A 20,125-nucleotide genomic window follows, 5' to 3' on the forward strand; every position below is an offset into this window, starting at 1 on the left:
AAACAAAAAGGAAAACTCAGCATGTTCCATAAAAGCCTGACCCTGTCCGATTTCGACCCTGCGCTGTTTGCCGCTATCCGTCGCGAAGCACAACGCCAGGAAGACCATATCGAGCTGATCGCCTCCGAGAACTACACCAGCCCGCAAGTGATGCAGGCTCAGGGCACCGAACTGACCAACAAGTACGCCGAGGGCTATCCGGGCAAGCGCTACTACGGTGGCTGCGAATATGTCGACGTGGTCGAACAACTGGCGATCGATCGGGCCAAGCAACTGTTCGGTGCTGGCTATGCCAATGTGCAACCGCACTCCGGCTCCCAGGCCAACGCGGCGGTGTATTTGGCGTTGCTGCAAGCCGGTGACACCATCCTCGGTATGAGTCTGGCCCATGGCGGTCATTTGACTCACGGAGCCAAGGTCAGTTCGTCCGGCAAGCTGTACAACGCCGTGCAATACGGCATCGATGGCAATGGCCTGATCGACTATGACGAAGTCGAGCGCCTGGCGGTGGAGCACAAGCCCAAACTGATCGTCGCCGGATTCTCCGCGTATTCGAAGACCCTCGACTTCCCGCGTTTCCGCGCAATTGCCGACAAGGTCGGGGCGTACCTGTTTGTCGACATGGCCCATGTCGCCGGTCTGGTAGCGGCCGGTCTGTACCCGAACCCGCTGCCTTACGCCGATGTGGTCACCACCACCACCCACAAGACCCTGCGCGGTCCGCGGGGCGGGCTGATTCTGGCCAAGGCCGATCCCGAGCTGGAAAAAAAGCTCAACTCGGCGGTGTTTCCGGGCGGGCAGGGCGGGCCGTTGATGCATGTGATCGCGGCCAAGGCCGTGTGCTTCAAAGAAGCCTTGGAGCCGGGCTTCAAGACGTACCAGGCGCAGGTCATCGACAACGCCCAGGCCATGGCGGCCATCTTCAAGCAGCGCGGCTATGACGTGGTATCCGGCGGCACCGATAACCACCTGTTCCTGGTCAGCCTGATTCGCCAGGGGATTACCGGCAAGGATGCCGACGCCGCGTTGGGTCGCGCGCGCATCACCGTGAACAAGAACGCGGTGCCCAATGATCCGCAATCGCCTTTTGTGACTTCCGGCCTGCGTATCGGCACGCCAGCGGTAACCACCCGTGGCTTCCAGGTCCTGGAGTGCAGAGCTTTGGCGACTTGGATCTGCGACATTCTGGACCATCTTGGCGATGCAGATGTCGAGGCTTGTGTCGCCCGGCAAGTGGAGGGCTTGTGCGCTTTGTTCCCCGTGTATCCGGCTTGATTACGAATCAATATCCAAGGCGAAGACGAGTATGTCGTTAAGTGTTTTTGATCTGTTCAAAGTGGGCATCGGACCTTCCAGTTCGCACACTGTTGGCCCGATGAAGGCTGCCGCACGTTTCGCCGCAGGGCTTAAGGCGCAAGGGATGCTGGGACAGGTGGGAAGCGTGCGGGCGGAACTTTATGGATCACTGGGTGCCACCGGCAAGGGTCACGGTAGCGATAAGGCGGTGTTGTTGGGGCTTGAAGGGCAAGGTCCGGAGACGGTGGACACTTCGATGGCGGGCATCCGGTTGGCGGCTATTCGCAGCTCGGAAACGTTGGCCCTGTTGGGTGAAAAGGTGATTCGTTTCGTCGAGAAAGAACACTTGGCGATGATCCGAAAACCATTGTCCTACCATCCGAACGGCATGATTTTGCGAGCGTTCGATCGCGCCGGGCTGCAAATCGTCAGTCGCGAGTATTACTCGGTGGGTGGTGGTTTTATCGTGGATGAGGAGGCGATCGGGGTCAATCGGATCGTCGAAGACCGGACCCGCTTGCGCTACCCGTTTTTGACCGGACGGGAGTTGCTGGAGCAATGCACGCTTAACAATCTTTCGATCAGCCAGTTGATGGCTGAGAACGAAATGGCGTGGCGCAGTCCCGAGGAAACCCGCCAGGGGCTACTTCATATCTGGCAGGTAATGCAGGACTGCGTGCTTGCCGGATGCAGTAGCGAGGGTGTCATGCCCGGCGGGCTCAAGGTCAAGCGGCGGGCTGCGCAACTCTACCAACAGCTGAGCGCCAGTCCTGAGGCAAATCTGCGAGACAGTCTTTCAGTTCTCGACTGGGTCAACCTCTATGCCTTGGCCGTGAACGAAGAAAACGCCAGTGGCGGTCGAGTGGTGACCGCACCCACCAATGGGGCGGCCGGGATTGTACCTGCGGTACTGCATTACTACGCCCGCTTTGTGCCGGGAGCCAACGATGACGGGGTGCAGCGTTTCCTGCTGACTGCCGCAGCCATCGGCATTCTCTACAAGGAAAACGCTTCGATTTCCGGTGCCGAAGTCGGCTGCCAGGGCGAGGTCGGTGTCGCTTGCTCCATGGCCGCGGGGGCACTGTGTGAAGTGCTAGGTGGCACTGTGCAGCAAGTTGAAAACGCTGCCGAGATCGGTATGGAGCACAACCTCGGGCTGACATGCGATCCGATTGGCGGGTTGGTGCAAGTGCCTTGTATCGAGCGTAACGCCATGGGGTCGGTGAAGGCTATCAACGCTGCGCGCATGGCCTTGCGTGGCGACGGTCAGCACTTTGTTTCGCTCGACAAGGTGATTCGCACGATGCGTCAGACGGGTGCCGACATGAAAAGTAAATACAAGGAAACGGCCCGCGGTGGCCTCGCTGTGAACATCATCGAATGCTGACATCCATTTAATTCATTCAAGGAGTCATCCATGTCCAACAAAGAACTATTGCGAACCCCACTTCACGCTTTGCATGTGGAACTTGGTGCACGCATGGTGCCCTTCGCTGGCTACGAGATGCCGGTGCAGTATCCGCTTGGAGTTATGAAAGAACATCAGCACACTCGCGAACTGGCGGGTCTGTTCGATGTATCGCATATGGGCCAAATACGTCTTTACGGTGCCGGTGCAGCCCAGGCGCTGGAGGCGCTCGTACCCGTCGATATCGTCGATCTGCCGGTGGGTATGCAACGCTATGCGCTGTTCACCAATGAAGACGGCGGAATACTCGATGACCTGATGGTGGCTAACGCCGGAGATTATTTGTTCCTGGTGGTAAACGCCGCCTGCAAGGATCAGGACCTGGCGCATTTGATCAAATACTTGCACGGACATTGCGATGTCGAATCCCTATTCGACAGTCGCGCATTGCTCGCACTTCAAGGTCCCTGTGCTGCCGACGTACTGGCTCGCCTGGCACCTGAGGTGAAAGCCATGACGTTCATGCAGTTTGAGCGCGTGCGGTTGCTCGGCATCGATTGTTACGTCAGTCGCTCTGGCTACACCGGCGAGGACGGTTACGAAATTTCCGTGCCGGTTGAGCAAGCAACAGTCCTGGCCCGTTCACTCCTGGCCGAGCCAGAAGTGAAGGCCATCGGCCTGGGGGCCCGCGACTCGTTGCGCCTGGAAGCCGGCCTGTGCCTGTACGGCCATGACATGAACACCGACACGACACCGATCGAAGCCAGCTTGACCTGGGCCATTTCCAAAGCACGCCGCGCCGATGGTGTTCGCGCCGGCGGTTTTCCGGGGGCGGAACGTGTCCTTGCTCAGCAGCGTGATGGCGTGGTCAACAAACGGGTCGGCTTGCTGCCAAAGGAACGCACGCCAGTCCGTGAAGGCACGCAGATCATCAACGCACACCAGCAAGTGATCGGTCGAGTCACCAGTGGTGGCTTCGGTCCAAGTTTCGGCGGGCCAGTCGCTATGGGGTATGTGGAACGTGCCTATGCCGCCCTCGACACAGAGGTCTTCGCGCTAGTGCGGGGCAAGGCTGTGCCGATGCATATCGTCAAGACGCCATTCGTGGCGCAGCGTTACTACCGTGGTTGAGCATGTGCGTGCACCTCTGCGCAGCGCCATCTTCTGGAGCAGGGCAATGACAGAAATGCAAAGAGTGGATCGTCGGCGGGAATCGTTGACGACGGGAGTCAAGTTGCGTGGCGCGGAGAAGGTGGCACGTATTCCTGTGAAGATCCTGCCCACCGAGGATATTCCGCGCAAACCTGACTGGATTCGCGTACCGATATCAACGTCGCCCGAGGTAGCCAGGATCAAGGCGTTGTTGCGCAAGCACAAATTGCATAGCGTCTGCGAGGAAGCTTCCTGTCCTAACCTTGGCGAGTGTTTCTCTGGCGGCACCGCGACATTCATGATCATGGGCGACATCTGTACCCGGCGCTGTCCCTTCTGTGACGTGGGCCACGGTCGCCCGAAACCGCTGGATGCCGATGAGCCAAAAAATCTGGCGACGGCCATTGCTGATTTGCGACTCAAGTATGTCGTGATCACCTCGGTGGATCGCGACGACCTGCGCGACGGCGGCGCAGGCCACTTCGTTGACTGCCTTCGCGAGATTCGCAAACTGTCGCCGGGTGTCAAGCTCGAAACCCTGGTTCCTGATTACCGCGGACGTATGGACGTGGCTCTGGCCATCACCGAGCAGGAGCCGCCTGATGTGTTCAACCACAACCTCGAAACAGTGCCGCGACTATACAAGGCGGCACGCCCAGGTTCGGATTTCGAGTGGTCGCTGGACCTGCTGGAAAACTTCAAAAAACGCGTGGCGAACGTTCCCACCAAGTCCGGCTTGATGCTCGGGTTGGGTGAGACGGACGACGAGGTGATTGAAGTGATGCAGCGCATGCGTGAACACGGAATCGATATGTTGACGTTGGGGCAGTATCTGCAACCTTCACGCAGCCATCTACCGGTGCAGCGTTTTGTCCACCCGGACGTATTCGCATGGTTTGCCGAGGAAGGGCGGCGAATGGGTTTCAGCAATGTTGCGTCAGGGCCATTGGTTCGCTCCTCCTACCATGCAGATCAACAGGTGCAGGGTAACCTGAGGTCTTGACCACGGTACTCGGGTACACGTAAGGCGACCTTTGAGGTCGTCTTTTTTTTGACTGAGAGCTTACTTCGCCGACGCAGATGCAAGGATCGGCGATTGTGGATGTAAGGCCTTTTCGACCTGTTCCTATACTGGTCCGCCCCCGCTCCAAAGGCCAGTTGTACCACGATTGACCGCGCTCGATCGCACTTTGGGCGGGGGTGTCACTTCTGCACTTCTATGACTGTTCCAGGCGGCGAAGGTCGCCAGGGAAGAGGCAAAAACAAGATCAATACAGCCGCTATAGAAAGGTAACCCATGAAAATTTCCGTGAAAGTTAACCCGGTTCAGCCGGGTGACCAACTTCCCCGAGCCAGCAAAGATTATTTGCTGATAGTGGTCAGTGTGGTTTCGATCTTCCTCACCGTGCTTGCTTTGGCCACCTTTCCGGCGCGCTCCGAGCAGGTCGCCAGCCAGTTGTTCACTCGTGCCACGACGCTACTCTCAGCGCCGGTACTGTTGACCTTTCTGGCTTTTGTGGTGGGCTCGCTGTTCATCATTTTCAGCAAGTACGGGAACATTCGTCTGGGTTCGGGTCAGCCCCAGTTCAAGACCGTGCCCTGGATCTTCATGTTCATTTGCGCAGGATTGAGTTCCGCTACCCTCTATTGGGGATTGGTGGAGTGGGCTTACTACTACAACACGCCGGGTCTGAATATCACGGCAGGTTCAACCGAAGCGTTGAACATGAGCATCGCGTATGCGTTCTTCCATTGGGGCTTTGGTACATGGGCGTGCTATGCGGTGGGCGGAATGGCCATGGCTTATTACTATCATGTGCGCAAGCATGACAAGCTCAGCCTCGCCGGCATCATCGAGGCTGTTACGGGATGGAAAGCCAGCGGTCCGATTGGCCGTCTGGTGGATATCATTTTCCTAATTGGCACCTTCGGCGGACTCACTGTCACCATGGTGGTGACCACGCTGACATTCTCCAACGGCTTCTCAAACCTGACGGGACTGGAAAACAACTTTGCGATGCAGGCGGGAATCGTGTTGCTGATCGCCAGTATCTTTTCGCTCAGTTCATACATCGGGCTGGAAGGCGGCATGCAGCGCCTGGCGAGCATGGTGTGCTGGGGCGCATTATTTTGTGCACTGGCGGTGCTGGTGGTCGGACCGACGGGCTTTATCGTCAACAACACCGTGAATGGCGTGGGCTTGATGTTCTCTAACTTCCTGCACATGAGCCTTTTCACCGATCCGTCAGGTAGTGGTGAGTTCACACGGAACTGGACGGTGTTCTATTGGTTCTGGGCGATCTCCTACACACCTGCGGTTTCGATTTTTGTCGCACGAGTTTCTCGTGGTCGCACGTTGAAAGAGGTCTCGGCGGCGCTGTTGTTGGGGGGAAGTGTCAGTTGTTGGGCAATTTTCGGCAGCCTGAGTGGCTACGGCATCGATCAATTGATTCAGGGGCAACTCAATGTTCCAGCCATCGTTGCCAGCCAAGGTGGAGAAGTGGCGATCACTCGGTTACTGGACGGGTTTCCGATGTCCACAGTAGCGACTGCGTTCTATTTGTTTGTGATGGTGATCTTCCTGGCTTCGCACATCGACGCCTCTGCCTATACCGTAGCTGCCGCTACCACGCGTAATCTGCCTGAAGGCCGTGATCCTTCACCTTTCCTGCGACTCTTCTGGTGCGTCATGCTGGCCTTGGTGCCCTTGACCATGATCGCCAATCATATTTCGCTGAAAACCGTGAAGACCTCAGTCATCCTGACATCGATTCCATTTTTCTTCCTGCTACTGATCATGGCCTATGGGTTGGTCAAGTGGATCTATGCTGATTATCGTAATCGAAGTGCACAGGACATTGAAGAAGAGTCACGGCTTCTCGGCCTGAATCTTGACGTGGGGTCGGAAAACAGGTTCCTCGATGGATCACTTGAAACGACTGCATCGGCCTACAAGGAGCCCACTCCAACTATTTGAAACCTTGCCAATGGATGCTCGGCGTTATGCCCAAGGACGGGCATAGATAGAAATCCCAGTGAGTGAGAGGAATGGCATATTTAAAGCAATGGTATAGCGGTGAATGGCAGCTTCTGGCCGATTCTGTTGAAAAAGCTTCTTCAGTCACTATCTAAAGCAACAAGAGAGTATTTGTGCACAAGCGCGGTTTTCAGGACTCTCCACGGGCTGTTGACATTGTGGAGTGATTTTTTCGTCCTAAAATTAGGCTACTTTGTAACAGAGATTCAGTTGCATAACTGCCAGCCCAAAACTTGCAATGCTCCGATCGTATTTTTCCCCCGCTAATTAGGCGAACGTTGTAAATTACTGTTTACAATTGTCGTGCTTTTCTTGCCTGGATCAATAAAGAAGATGGTTTTTGACAACGGGCAGAGAGTATTAATCAGCTTCGGCTTCGGCTGCGTATGCGTGCAACATTTTTGTGTTTGCTGCGGTTAGTAATATAAGCCGAATCCAGGTATTGATAGAATCAGAGTTTTTGCTTTTGTGCCAGATCAAAGCTACTTCGGCCGGGGGGAGATTTATCGGCAGAGCGTGGATGTGGATACCTAAGTTAGGGTTATCGCCTACCATAGAGCGTGGAATAGTGAGTAGGAGGTCGCTATTCGAAGCTATAAGGCAAGCAGTTTTATATTGTTGGCAACGAATTGCAATATTTCGTCCAAGCCCTAATTTGTTAAGTTCGTAATCTATAATCCCTAGACCTGTTCTTCGGGTAGACACGGTAATGTGTTTTGCGGAAAAGTAATTTTCATAACTTAATGCTTTAGCTGAGCGGCTAACTACTACAAACTCATCGCGCATCAGGGTGTAGTGATTCAGATTATCATCGAGGCTCAGAGTTACATCCACGGCACAATCAATGCGTCCCGAAAGTAAATCCTGCTTCATTAGCGATCGTTTAATTCGCGTGCTGTTAACTTGTATTCCAGGATTTTCCTTATTGATTGCCTTCGTGAATAAGGGTAGTAAATCACTCTCCAGTAGATCAGGTATCGCTAGAGTTACTTTTCTAACATCGCGTACGGGATCGAAGCGCCGATTAGTAACCACGCTTTCAAAATGAGCTAGCCCGACTTGGATGTCAGGCCAGATACGTTCCGAAAAATGAGTAGGCACAACGCCTTGCGCTTCACGTACGAAGAGTTGATCACCCAGCAGTTCACGCATTCGCCCTAATGAGTGACTAACAGCAGATTGACTCACAAACAACATGTCCGCAGCTCGAGTTAAATTGCGTTCCGAATAAATTGCAGAAAATACACGAAATAGATTTAAATCCAAGCGGGCTGCAACGAGCCTGTTTTCATTTGTATTCATGGCTTTTATATCCAATAGCTCTTACGTTATTACGTTTTTGCGTAGTTCGTATAGAGAGGGCGCGATCTGAAAATTTTAATAATTCATCTGATGCGTTCGAGATTTTAATAGTCTTACTTTAAGCAATCTAGTTTTGGGTTGTTGTCCAGTGGTCTGATATCTGCTTGGTTCAGCACTCTAAATTGGAAAATTTAACTGTTTGCATGTTACGTCAATGTTTTCGAGTCGGCAAATGATTTATTTTTAGCTTAGATGATTAGTTTGACTTATGAATGGTCAACATTCGGGCATCCATTTCACTCGTCTGCTGCGGCGGAAAGCAGCTGTGGATGTCGTTCCGCAAGCATGCCTGTGGGGCCTGCTAACATCGTGCTGAGCTGTCATTCATGTAACAACTGCGGTTTTATGGTCCCGCGCTTTGTTGAACACTTAGTCAGGTTTGGCGCGATTGGCTTAAAAATAGGAGAGTTTTTCTGGCAGGGAAGTTATGCGATTCATTCATGTCTGGGGATGAGTATTAATCATTTCTAAATTTCTTTTTGTGGATGTAGATTTCGAATGAGTGAGAATTTATCGTAGGTCCGTAAAGTTATTAAGTTCGTTGTTGTTGTGTATTGCTTTAGTCTTTTTTCATTGGTGTGCGGTGGTTGTAGTGAAGTAAGTGGGGTTGTATAACCCTTGAGTCTGGTGCGCTTATAGGTGGCGATGTTGCGGTAATGTGTAACTTGATTTCCGTATAAAAAAAGCTTTAGTACATTTGTTTAATGCGTTTCGAAGTCGGCTGAGGCCGTAGGCAAACTAGATGAAAACTATGTCTGAGAGCTTAGCTATACCTCTGTTAGAAAGTTTGAAAAATGATGTCGCCTCGCGCCGATCGCTAGCTAGTAATATAGCGAGTGTAAGAGTGGGGTTTGCTAAAGGGCAATTTCAAACTTTATTTCAGCCAAAATTTGACTTGCTAAGCGGCAAAGTGGATGGAGTTGAAGCGTTAGTGCTCTGGAATCACCCTCAACATGGTGTGATACAGCCTTCTTTTTTTATTTCAATATTTGAACGGTGTGGCTTGCTTGATGACTTGCTTTTTTCGCAGTTGGCGCAAGGGCTTGATTTTCAACGAAAAGCCCTTGCTGCAGGGGTGGTATTAAATGTTGCTTTTAATGTGCAGAGTTCTCAGTTTTCTAATTTAAATTTTTTGTCAAAAGTTAGTGCGGTCTTGGATTTGCATAAAGCACCAGGAGCAGGGGTGACATTCGAGCTTACAGAAACAGGGTTTAGTGACTTGTCTGCAGCAGGTGTGGAGACTCTTACAGGGCTTCGATTGATGGGTTGCGGTTTATCTATTGACGACTTTGGCGCAGGTTTTTCATCACTTCGACGGCTCGCCAAATTTCCATTCAATGAGATAAAACTGGACTCTGAGTTTGTGTGTGGGGCGGTGTCTTGTGCGCGGTACCGCACAATTATTAGTTCTACGCTCGCGCTAGGAGATGCATTGGGTATGCCCGTCATTGTAGAGGGTATTGAAACTGAGGAGCAGCGCCAATTGCTTATGGGGCTTGGATGTACTCGCGGGCAAGGCTATTTTTTCGCTCGTCCCATGTCAGGTGGTGCCCTGTTACGGTGGCTTTTGTCTTCAGATATGTCGGCATGAATAAGAGTTGTTAAGTTTTAATTTAAAGCAGATTTGATAACGTTTTAAGGTGTTTCGTTGGAGCTTGTTAGAAAGTGCAAGGCTGCGTTTCGCCGGTGCGAAGCTGACGTCTAAATATGCTGTTGATTTATTTTGCGTGCGGCGGTTGACGCCGCGATATTAAAAAATGGCGTGACATGGATTATATTGTTGCGGAGGTTGGCTGGGGCCACTAAATCATGAACAAAATATTCTCGGTTATATGGAGTGTATCTGCACAGCGCTGGGTTGTAGCGTCGGAGCTGGTGCGCAAAAAATCTAAGAAAGGTCAGGTGCGGCGGCTTAAGTTGAGTTTTTTTTGCTTCAGCGCTTTGACTGTCACCGTTGCCACATTGTCTCTAGCTTTGACGACTAACTCCTTTGCTTCTACTACTTTAGGTACGGGAGCTGTTGCGACGGATACTTCAGTTGCGATTAGTGGTGGAGCTGGCGCTACCGCGAATAATATCAGCGTCGCGGTTGGCGATGGATCTGTTGCCACTGGCCAGTATTCTATTGGGCTTGGGACGATAAGCTCAGCTACCGGTAAATATGCTTTTGCCGGTGGTTGGAATGCCAAGGCGTCGGGTGAAAGTACCGTATCACTAGGCTCTTACGCCAATTCCTCTGGTTTGAACTCTACGGCGCTGGGTGCTGGCACAGTAGCTTCTGCGGCGCAATCCACCGCGATAGGTGTTTGGGCTTCGGCTACAGGGGCACAATCTGTCGCTCTAGGTAGCGGTACTGCTCCTGCAGCTGCAGCGTCTGCGGCCGGAACAAATAGCGTTGCACTGGGAACCTCAACGAAAGTGGCAGCAACGGCGAGTTCAGGCGTCGCGATCGGACATCTTTCGGCTGTTAATGAACAGCTCGCGATCGCTATTGGTGACTCGGCAACTGCAGGTTCAACCGGTGGTACAGGAAACAATCAAATTGCAATTGGTTATTCAGCAGATGCCTATGGTGCATCTTCCCTTGCCTTGGGGGATTCAGCGACTGCGGGGGGCGCCAATGGTGCCGTTACGCGCGCAACTGCTATCGGTTATCAAGCATTGGTTAATGCGAGCAATTCCATCGCGCTCGGATCACTCTCGAACGCTTCTGTCGCAAATAGCGTAGCGCTTGGGGCGAACTCGGCGGCAACGGGCACGACGCTGGCAAGTGCGGCTTACGGTGTCGGCGGTAGTGCCACAGCCGGTGGTGAGGTAAATATCGGCAATAGTACCAATGGCCGCCGAATCACCGGATTGGCCCCAGGCAGTCAAGGCACGGATGCAGTTACTGTCAGCCAACTCAATAAAGTTGGTCAGGACGCCGCCACAGCTTTAGGTGGCGGAGCAAGTCTGAACTCCACGACGGGCGTGTGGACTGCACCCAGCTACTCAACTAATAGCATCGGTATCGATGGGAAGAACCTAGGTCCTTTACCCAGCAACAATGTTGGCGCCGCATTGAGCAATCTCAACGCAGGCTTAACAAATACGGCCGAAGTAGCGGTCAAATATGACGACGCGACAAACAAGACCCAAGTGACCTTCAACCCAACGGGCACTGCAGTTAAATTGGCTAATGTCGCGCCTGGTACGTTGAGCAGCACCAGCACAGACGCTGTGAACGGATCTCAATTGTTCACGACTAACGCAAGTATCAATAATATCGTCAACAACGGCACGGGTATCAAATACTTCCACAGTAACTCGACCCTGGCCGACAGTGCTGCCACTGGTCAAAACAGTGTGGCAGTCGGGCCCGCCGCTAGTTCAACGGCCGTTAATGCTGTTGCCATTGGCAACGGGGCCGTAGCGGGTACCGCTAATTCCATCGCGTTGGGTAATGGCGCTACGACAGCCTCGGCGAATGCGATCGCTGGGGGGGTGTTCAATGGCACCACCTTCACTTATGCCGGCGCCACACCTACAGGCGTTCTGAGCGTGGGCAGCGTCGGCAGTGAACGACAGATCACCAACGTGGCTGCCGGTCGAGTGTCGGCGAGCAGCACCGATGGCATTAACGGCAGTCAGCTGTTCGCCACCAACAACGCGGTGGATGGATTGGGCACCCAAGTGAATAACATGGTGAACAATGGCACGGGGATCAAATACTTCCACAGCAACTCGACCCTGGCCGACAGTTCGGCTACTGGTCAAGACAGTGTGGCAGTTGGGCCTGCCGCTAGTTCAACGGCCGCTAACGCTGTTGCCATTGGCAACGGGGCCGTAGCGGGTACCGCCAATTCGATCGCTTTGGGTAATGGCGCTACGACAGCCTTGGCGAATGCGACCGCTAGCGGTGTAGTCAATGGCACCACCTTCACTTATGCCGGCGCCACACCTACAGGCGTTCTGAGCGTGGGCAGCGTCGGCAGTGAACGACAGATCACCAACGTGGCTGCCGGTCGAGTGTCGGCGAGCAGCACCGATGGCATTAACGGCAGTCAGCTGTTCTCCACCAACAACGCGGTGGATGGTTTGGGCACCCAAGTGAATAACTTGGTGAACAACGGCACGGGGATCAAATACTTCCACAGCAATTCGACCCTGGCCGACAGTGCGGCTACTGGTCAAAACAGTGTGGCAGTCGGGCCCGCCGCTAGTTCAACGGCCGTTAATGCTGTTGCCATTGGCAACGGGGCCGTAGCGGGTACCGCTAATTCCATCGCGTTGGGTAATGGCGCTACGACAGCCTCGGCGAATGCGATCGCTGGGGGGGTGTTCAATGGCACCACCTTCACTTATGCCGGCGCCACACCTACAGGCGTTCTGAGCGTGGGCAGCGTCGGCAGTGAACGACAGATCACCAACGTGGCTGCCGGTCGAGTGTCGGCGAGCAGCACCGATGGCATTAACGGCAGTCAGCTGTTCTCCACCAACAACGCGGTGGATGGTTTGGGCACCCAAGTGAATAACTTGGTGAACAACGGCACGGGGATCAAATACTTCCACAGCAATTCGACCCTGGCCGACAGTTCGGCTACTGGTCAAGACAGTGTGGCAGTTGGGCCTGCCGCTAGTTCAACGGCCGCTAACGCTGTTGCCATTGGCAACGGGGCCGTAGCGGGTACCGCCAATTCGATCGCTTTGGGTAATGGCGCTACGACAGCCTTGGCGAATGCGACCGCTAGCGGTGTAGTCAATGGCACCACCTTCACTTATGCCGGCGCCACACCTACAGGCGTTCTGAGCGTGGGCAGCGTCGGCAGTGAACGACAGATCACCAACGTGGCTGCCGGTCGAGTGTCGGCGAGCAGCACCGATGGCATTAACGGCAGTCAGCTGTTCTCCACCAACAACGCGGTGGATGGTTTGGGCACCCAAGTGAATAACTTGGTGAACAACGGCACGGGGATCAAATACTTCCACAGCAATTCGACCCTGGCCGACAGTTCGGCTACTGGTCAAGACAGTGTGGCAGTTGGGCCTGCCGCTAGTTCAACGGCCGCTAACGCTGTTGCCATTGGCAACGGGGCCGTAGCGGGTACCGCCAATTCGATCGCTTTGGGTAATGGCGCTACGACAGCCTTGGCGAATGCGACCGCTAGCGGTGTAGTCAATGGCACCACCTTCACTTATGCCGGCGCCACACCTACAGGCGTTCTGAGCGTGGGCAGCGTCGGCAGTGAACGACAGATCACCAACGTGGCTGCCGGTCGAGTGTCGGCGAGCAGCACCGATGGCATTAACGGCAGTCAGCTGTTCTCCACCAACAACGCGGTGGATGGTTTGGGCACCCAAGTGAATAACTTGGTGAACAACGGCACGGGGATCAAATACTTCCACAGCAATTCGACCCTGGCCGACAGTTCGGCTACTGGTCAAGACAGTGTGGCAGTTGGGCCTGCCGCTAGTTCAACGGCCGCTAACGCTGTTGCCATTGGCAACGGGGCCGTAGCGGGTACCGCCAATTCGATCGCTTTGGGTAATGGCGCTACGACAGCCTTGGCGAATGCGACCGCTAGCGGTGTAGTCAATGGCACCACCTTCACTTATGCCGGCGCCACACCTACAGGCGTTCTGAGCGTGGGCAGCGTCGGCAGTGAACGACAGATCACCAACGTGGCTGCCGGTCGAGTGTCGGCGAGCAGCACCGATGGCATTAACGGCAGTCAGCTGTTCTCCACCAACAACGCGGTGGATGGTTTGGGCACCCAAGTGAATAACTTGGTGAACAACGGCACGGGGATCAAATACTTCCACAGCAATTCGACCCTGGCCGACAGTTCGGCTACTGGTCAAGACAGTGTGGCAGTTGGGCCTGCCGCTAGTTCAACGGCCGCTAACGCTGTTGCCATTGGCAACGGGGCCGTAGCGGGTACCGCCAATTCGATCGCTTTGGGTAATGGCGCTACGACAGCCTTGGCGAATGCGACCGCTAGCGGTGTAGTCAATGGCACCACCTTCACTTATGCCGGCGCCACACCTACAGGCGTTCTGAGCGTGGGCAGCGTCGGCAGTGAACGACAGATCACCAACGTGGCTGCCGGTCGAGTGTCGGCGAGCAGCACCGATGGCATTAACGGCAGTCAGCTGTTCTCCACCAACAACGCGGTGGATGGTTTGGGCACCCAAGTGAATAACTTGGTGAACAACGGCACGGGGATCAAATACTTCCACAGCAATTCGACCCTGGCCGACAGTTCGGCTACTGGTCAAGACAGTGTGGCAGTTGGGCCTGCCGCTAGTTCAACGGCCGCTAACGCTGTTGCCATTGGCAACGGGGCCGTAGCGGGTACCGCCAATTCGATCGCTTTGGGTAATGGCGCTACGACAGCCTTGGCGAATGCGACCGCTAGCGGTGTAGTCAATGGCACCACCTTCACTTATGCCGGCGCCACACCTACAGGCGTTCTGAGCGTGGGCAGCGTCGGCAGTGAACGACAGATCACCAACGTGGCTGCCGGTCGAGTGTCGGCGAGCAGCACCGATGGCATTAACGGCAGTCAGCTGTTCTCCACCAACAACGCGGTGGATGGTTTGGGCACCCAAGTGAATAACTTGGTGAACAACGGCACGGGGATCAAATACTTCCACAGCAATTCGACCCTGGCCGACAGTACTGCTACAGGCCAAGACAGCGTAGCTATCGGTCCGCAGTCTACTGCCACCGCCGTTAACTCCTTCGCTGCTGGTGCGGGCGCTAATGCTGGGGCCAATGGTGGCTTGGCGTTGGGGGCTCAAAGTCAGGTCCGGGTGTCGGGAGGTATTGCGCTGGGCGAGGGTTCTATCGCGGATCGTGTCTTGGCACCTACAACGGGTTCCATCCCTGTTGGCAGCGGTGCAATTATTTACGATACCTCTGATGCCACACTGCTTGGGTCAGTTTCGTTAGGGAAAAACGGTGAATATAGGCAGATTACCAATGTGGCGGATGGCACAGAGGAACACGATGCAGTAACACTGCGTCAATTGACCGGAGCGATGGGGTCATTAAGTTCGACAGGTACCCGTTATTTCCATGTCAATTCGAATAATCAGGCCGATTCACTTTCAAGTGGTGCTGAAACAATTGCTGTAGGACCGGCCACAGTGGTCAATGGAGATAATGGCATAGGCATTGGCAACCAAGCGAGTGTCGGCCAAGCAGCCGCAGGTGGTATTGCTATCGGTCGCAATACACAAGTTTTAATGGCTTCAGGTATTGCCATTGGTAGTGAGGCAGAAGCGGTAGCAGAACAATCTGTTGCACTAGGGGCAGGGGCTACTGCCAATCAAATGATGAGCGTGGCATTGGGGTCAGGTTCTGTGACCTCAGTTGGAGCTGAGACCAATTACAACGCGTATCACTTGGACGGGCCGCAAAGGTCGGTTGGCGAAGTTGGCATCGGTACAGCGCTGGGCAATCGAAAAATTACCGGGGTGGCAGCAGGTACGCAGGACAACGAAGCGGTAAACGTGGCTCAGCTGAAGTCGGTCGGCGATCGAGTGGAAGTTAACACCGCCAGAATTACGAATTTGGACGGTAGGGTTGGGGGGCTTGAAAACATTCTTGGGTCAGGGGGAGGGATCAAGTATCTCCATGTCAACTCTACAAGCGCAGATTCTGCTGCTAGCGGAACTGATGCGATGGCTCTGGGACCTAAAGCGCAAGCGGCTGGTAATGGTTCGGTTGCGATGGGCAACGAAGCAAAGGCTTCAGCTGACGGGAGTGTGGCTTTGGGGAGTGGTTCTAGCGACGAAGGTCGTGGCGTTGAAAACTACAAAGGCAAGTATTCAGAGGCGAACAATAGCACCTCGGGCACTGTGTCGGTGGGTAATGCAGCCAATGGTCAATTGCGAACTGTAAGTAACGTAGCAGATGGCAAAGAAGCCAATGATGCTGTCAACTTACGTCAGCTTGACGGCGCTGTCGCCCAATCAAAACAGTATACGGACAGCTCGATTGCCAGCATCAATGGTAATGCGGTTCAACAGGATGGCCGCATCACTTCTACCGAGAAGGATATTTCCAATATTAAAAACGGTACAGACGGCATGTTCCAAGTAAACAGTGGCAGTTCAGCCGTAAAGCCTAAAGCGGCAGGCGTCGATTCGGTTGCTGGTGGTGCAGGAGCGGTGGCGTCTGGAAGAAATAGCGCCGCTGTGGGTACTAAATCACAAGCAGTCGGAGATAACTCAGTCGCGTTGGGTCATGGTGCTACGGCATCGGCGAAAAATTCCACAGCGCTAGGTAATAACGCAGTTGCTGATAGAGAGAACGCTGTTTCGGTGGGTAGTGTTGGCAATGAGCGGCAGATTACTAATGTCGCTGCGGGTTCGAGTGCCACGGATGCGGTTAACTTCGAGCAGTTAACCAAGAGTGTGGCAGGCATCACTAATAGTGCCAATGAATATACTGACCGACGGTATTCTGAACTTAAGCATGATCTCAATCAGCAGGACGACATATTGAGCGCTGGGATCGCCGGAGCGATGGCAATGGCAAGCTTGCCTCAACCGTATTCTCCAGGAGCAAGTATGACTGCGGCGAGCGTGGGTAATTATCGAGGGCAGTCATCTTTGGCGATAGGTGTATCCCACATTTCTGCCAATGGCAGGTGGGTTACCAAGTTGCAGGGGAGTGCCGATTCGCAACGTCAAGTCGGCTTGGCTGTAGGCGTTGGGTATCAGTGGTAATTGACTGGTATTCATAAGTGCGGTGCTTTAACGGTACCGCCTTATTGCTCACCGAACGGTTAAATTATAAGGCTAGGTGGCCGTGATTTTGCGATTTGCAAATGGAGTAAGTTATGAATAATAGCTTCGGTTTATTGGTTGCTGTTTGTTGTATTTTTCTTCTGTCAGGCTGCGATTTCAACAAAGATAGCTCAAAGTCGGCAGCGGTGGTTAAGTCGACTCGGATACTTGTTCCTGCGTTACCTATTATTCAGGACGCCGTATTTGAGTTGTCCCCTTTATACGAGGGGCGTCGAAATGCTGAGGTGATGGAGCAGCTTTGCGGTGTTGCTCGTGGCATGATTAAGATAGAGCAAATAAAGGTTTTTCTAAAAAGAAAAGGAGTTGATGCGGAAAAAATTGCAAACGACAAAGATCAATTTTCCTTACTGTTGAGTAATGATCAGGATGCACAAGTTTCCGCGTGTGCGGCATATCTGGCTACTTCTGTTCTGACAACAGTCGACGTCAGCGAGTTCGCTCGCGCCTCGACGGCGGCGTCGAAGGATGGCGTGCCCGCAATGTCTACGCTCGAAGTGGATAGTAAGTTATTGAGCCAGGCACTGCCTGTTAAACTAGCTTTAGCTCGTACTAACGCAGATGTTTTTTCTCAAATTGCTGTTCAACTACAAAAGACGCCTGGGCTGACGATTCCACAATATCGGGAACGGGCAAAAATCTTATTTTCTCAGTTGTCTCCTCATTATCTTAGTTATATAGGAGATAATCTACCGTTAAGAGGTACTCAGTATCAGCTGGTTCAAGCTGATGAGCATAGGTTTTCATTTGTCAGTTCCGCCGGTGCTGTTTTTGAGTTTGGGATCGATGGCTTGGTATTTCGTCAAAATGGGATAGTTTGGTATGGTGGAGGGAAGTTGCTTGGGCATAATTACGCCCTAGATGTAGGTCGGCCCTGAATCTTACTTTGTTAGTGGAGGTTGGATTTAAATTTTTGTACGCTCAGATGCGTCAAGAGGGACTGGTGGGGTAGTCGTGGATGTTACATTAATGTTTTAGTGTGATAGCATTATTTATTGATTTTAAGTGAGTTTGCTTTTGATCTTTTTATAAAATAAGGCTGGACGAATTATTCTTGGTTGTGTATTTTTTTATTGCCCTCATAAGGGGTGATCATAGTGCCCTCCCTATCGGGGTGGCTCTTAAAGTTAGTTTAACTTGTTGATAAGGAAGTTACAGTATGTCAAAAGTAAAAGACAAAGCTATTGTTTCTGCCGCGCAAGCCAGCACTGCTTACTCGCAAATTGATAGCTTCAGCCATCAGTACGACCGTGGCGGTAACCTCACGGTCAATGATAAACCGTCCTACACCGTCGACCAGGCAGCTACCCAGCTGCTGCGTGATGGCGCCGCGTATCGGGACTTTGATGGCAACGGCAAGATTGATCTGACTTACACCTTCCTGACCTCGGCGTCCTGGAGCACCCTGTACAAACATGGCATCTCGGGCTTCAGCCAGTTCAACGCCCAGCAGAAAGCACAGGCCGCACTGGCCATGCAATCCTGGGCCGATGTGGCCAACGTGACCTTCACCGAGAAAGCCTCGGGCGGTGACTTCCACATGACCTTCGGCAACTACAGCAGCGGCCAGGACGGCGCGGCGGCCTTCGCTTACCTGCCCGGCACCGGTGCGGGCTACGATGGCACCTCGTGGTACCTGACCAACAACAGCTACACGCCGAACAAGACTCCGGACCTGAATAACTATGGCCGGCAGACCCTGACCCACGAAATCGGCCACACCCTAGGCCTGGCTCACCCTGGCGATTACAACGCCGGGAACGGCGACCCGACCTACGACGACGCGACCTATGGACAGGACACGCGCGGCTACAGCGTCATGAGTTACTGGAGCGAGAGCAACACCAACCAGAACTTCAGTAAAGGCGGCGTCGAGGCTTACTCCTCAGGCCCGCTGATCGACGACATCGCCGCGATCCAGAAGCTCTACGGTGCCAACTACAGCACCCGCGCCGGTGACACCACTTACGGGTTCAACTCCAACACCGGGCGTGATTTCCTCAGCGCCACATCCAATGCCGACAAGCTGGTGTTCTCGGTGTGGGACGGTGGCGGCAACGACACCCTGGACTTCTCTGGCTTTACCCAGAACCAGAAGATCAACCTCAATGAGACCTCGTTCTCCGACGTTGGCGGCCTGGTGGGCAACGTGTCCATCGCCAAGGGCGTCACCGTCGAAAACGCCTTTGGTGGCGCGGGCAACGACCTGATCATTGGTAACCAAGTCGCCAACCTCATCAAGGGCGGGGCCGGTAACGACCTCATCTACGGCGGTGGCGGCGCAGACCAACTGTGGGGTGGCGCAGGCAACGATACGTTCGTGTACGGTGCCAGTTCCGATTCCAAGCCAGGCGCTGCGGACAAGATCTTTGACTTCACCTCCGGTTCCGACAAGATCGACCTGTCGGGCATTACCAAAGGTGCAGGCTTGAGCTTCGTCAATGCATTCACCGGGCATGCCGGCGATGCTGTGCTGAGCTACGCCTCGGGTACCAACCTGGGCACCTTGGCCGTGGACTTCTCCGGGCACGGCGTGGCGGATTTCCTCGTCACCACCGTCGGCCAGGTAGCCGTCAGCGACATCGTGGCGTGATACAAAGCGCGGCGCTTCGGCGCCGCGCTCCAGGATGGAGCAGAAGATGCCGCGTTTTTCTCATTTGATCGCCTGTGCTTCGCAGGTGTTGTTCGTGTCGGCAGGAGCCCACGCAATGGCTAGCAGTCTGGTATTACCCACCTCCGCCCAGTTGGCCGGGCATTGGGAGTTGAAGCAGCAGAATCAGGTCTGCGCACTGGAGCTATTGGAGCAAGCCAACGCCTTGGGGGGCGATATCGCCTGTGTCGAGCAGTGGCTGGGGGATAAGCCATTGACTTGGTCGCCGACCCCCGATGGTATCTGGCTGATGAATGCCGAAGGCACCGGTATTACCCATTTGAATCGCCAGAAAGACGGCGAATATGAAGCACGTACTAAGACCGGAGAAGTGGTTGTACTGCAACGAACACCTTAGTTAAAAGTTATAAGCATATAACTCGATTTAATAGTTGGCCGAACCCTGTTTAAGGGCAAGGGTGAC

The 20,125-nt window shown here is 53.8% G+C and carries 11 protein-coding genes; 10 read left to right on the top strand and 1 reads right to left on the bottom strand.

All coding sequences use genetic code 11. The annotated features are described in order from the left end of the window. Positions 1-21 precede the first annotated feature (21 nt). The 5 genes from glyA (at position 22) to IH404_RS07970 (ending at position 6,833) form a co-directional block, all read left to right on the top strand. Positions 22-1,275, top strand: a complete 1,254-nt coding sequence (gene glyA / locus IH404_RS07950; RefSeq protein ID WP_194440237.1) for a serine hydroxymethyltransferase — start codon at positions 22-24, stop codon at positions 1,273-1,275. 31 nt (positions 1,276-1,306) lie between these two features. Further along, on the top strand, positions 1,307-2,683 hold the full coding sequence (locus IH404_RS07955) for an L-serine ammonia-lyase (RefSeq protein ID WP_194440660.1): 1,377 nt from the start codon (positions 1,307-1,309) through the stop codon (positions 2,681-2,683). Between the two features lie 30 nt (positions 2,684-2,713). Next, positions 2,714-3,835 carry a glycine cleavage system aminomethyltransferase GcvT gene (gcvT, locus tag IH404_RS07960; RefSeq protein WP_194440238.1) on the top strand — a complete coding sequence of 374 codons (1,122 nt, stop codon included), beginning with the start codon at positions 2,714-2,716 and terminating at the stop codon, positions 3,833-3,835. A gap of 46 nt (positions 3,836-3,881) precedes the next feature. Then, positions 3,882-4,859 carry a lipoyl synthase gene (lipA, locus tag IH404_RS07965; protein ID WP_194440239.1) on the top strand — a complete coding sequence of 326 codons (978 nt, stop codon included), beginning with the start codon at positions 3,882-3,884 and terminating at the stop codon, positions 4,857-4,859. Positions 4,860-5,153: 294 nt separating this feature from the next. Continuing rightward, positions 5,154-6,833 (top strand): BCCT family transporter, encoded by a 1,680-nt coding sequence (locus IH404_RS07970; RefSeq protein WP_194440240.1) that lies wholly within the window; start codon positions 5,154-5,156, stop codon positions 6,831-6,833. A gap of 420 nt (positions 6,834-7,253) precedes the next feature. Here IH404_RS07970 and IH404_RS07975 read toward each other — a convergent pair whose 3' ends face one another. Further along, complete coding sequence (locus tag IH404_RS07975; RefSeq protein WP_194440241.1) at positions 7,254-8,195, bottom strand: LysR family transcriptional regulator; 942 nt, start codon at positions 8,193-8,195, stop codon at positions 7,254-7,256. Positions 8,196-8,997: 802 nt separating this feature from the next. On the opposite strand from IH404_RS07975, the gene IH404_RS07980 reads away from it, so the two are divergent. The 5 genes from IH404_RS07980 to IH404_RS08000 all read left to right on the top strand — a co-directional run bounded on the left by IH404_RS07980 (position 8,998) and on the right by IH404_RS08000 (position 20,059). After that, a complete protein-coding gene (locus IH404_RS07980; RefSeq protein WP_194440242.1) occupies positions 8,998-9,846 on the top strand; it encodes an EAL domain-containing protein in 849 nt (282 codons plus the stop codon). A gap of 218 nt (positions 9,847-10,064) precedes the next feature. After that, positions 10,065-16,973 carry a YadA-like family protein gene (locus IH404_RS07985; RefSeq protein ID WP_194440243.1) on the top strand — a complete coding sequence of 2,303 codons (6,909 nt, stop codon included), beginning with the start codon at positions 10,065-10,067 and terminating at the stop codon, positions 16,971-16,973. Between the two features lie 113 nt (positions 16,974-17,086). Continuing rightward, positions 17,087-17,929, top strand: coding sequence for a hypothetical protein (locus IH404_RS07990; protein ID WP_194440244.1), 843 nt, complete (start codon positions 17,087-17,089; stop codon positions 17,927-17,929). A 281-nt stretch (positions 17,930-18,210) separates the two neighbouring features. Continuing rightward, on the top strand, positions 18,211-19,644 hold the full coding sequence (locus IH404_RS07995) for a serralysin family metalloprotease (RefSeq protein ID WP_194440245.1): 1,434 nt from the start codon (positions 18,211-18,213) through the stop codon (positions 19,642-19,644). A gap of 46 nt (positions 19,645-19,690) precedes the next feature. Beyond that, positions 19,691-20,059 (top strand): protease inhibitor Inh/omp19 family protein, encoded by a 369-nt coding sequence (locus IH404_RS08000; RefSeq protein WP_194440246.1) that lies wholly within the window; start codon positions 19,691-19,693, stop codon positions 20,057-20,059. The last annotated feature ends 66 nt before the right edge of the window (positions 20,060-20,125 follow it).

The organism is Pseudomonas sp. OST1909 (assembly GCF_015277575.1).
GTDB lineage: Bacteria > Pseudomonadota > Gammaproteobacteria > Pseudomonadales > Pseudomonadaceae > Aquipseudomonas > Aquipseudomonas synxantha_A.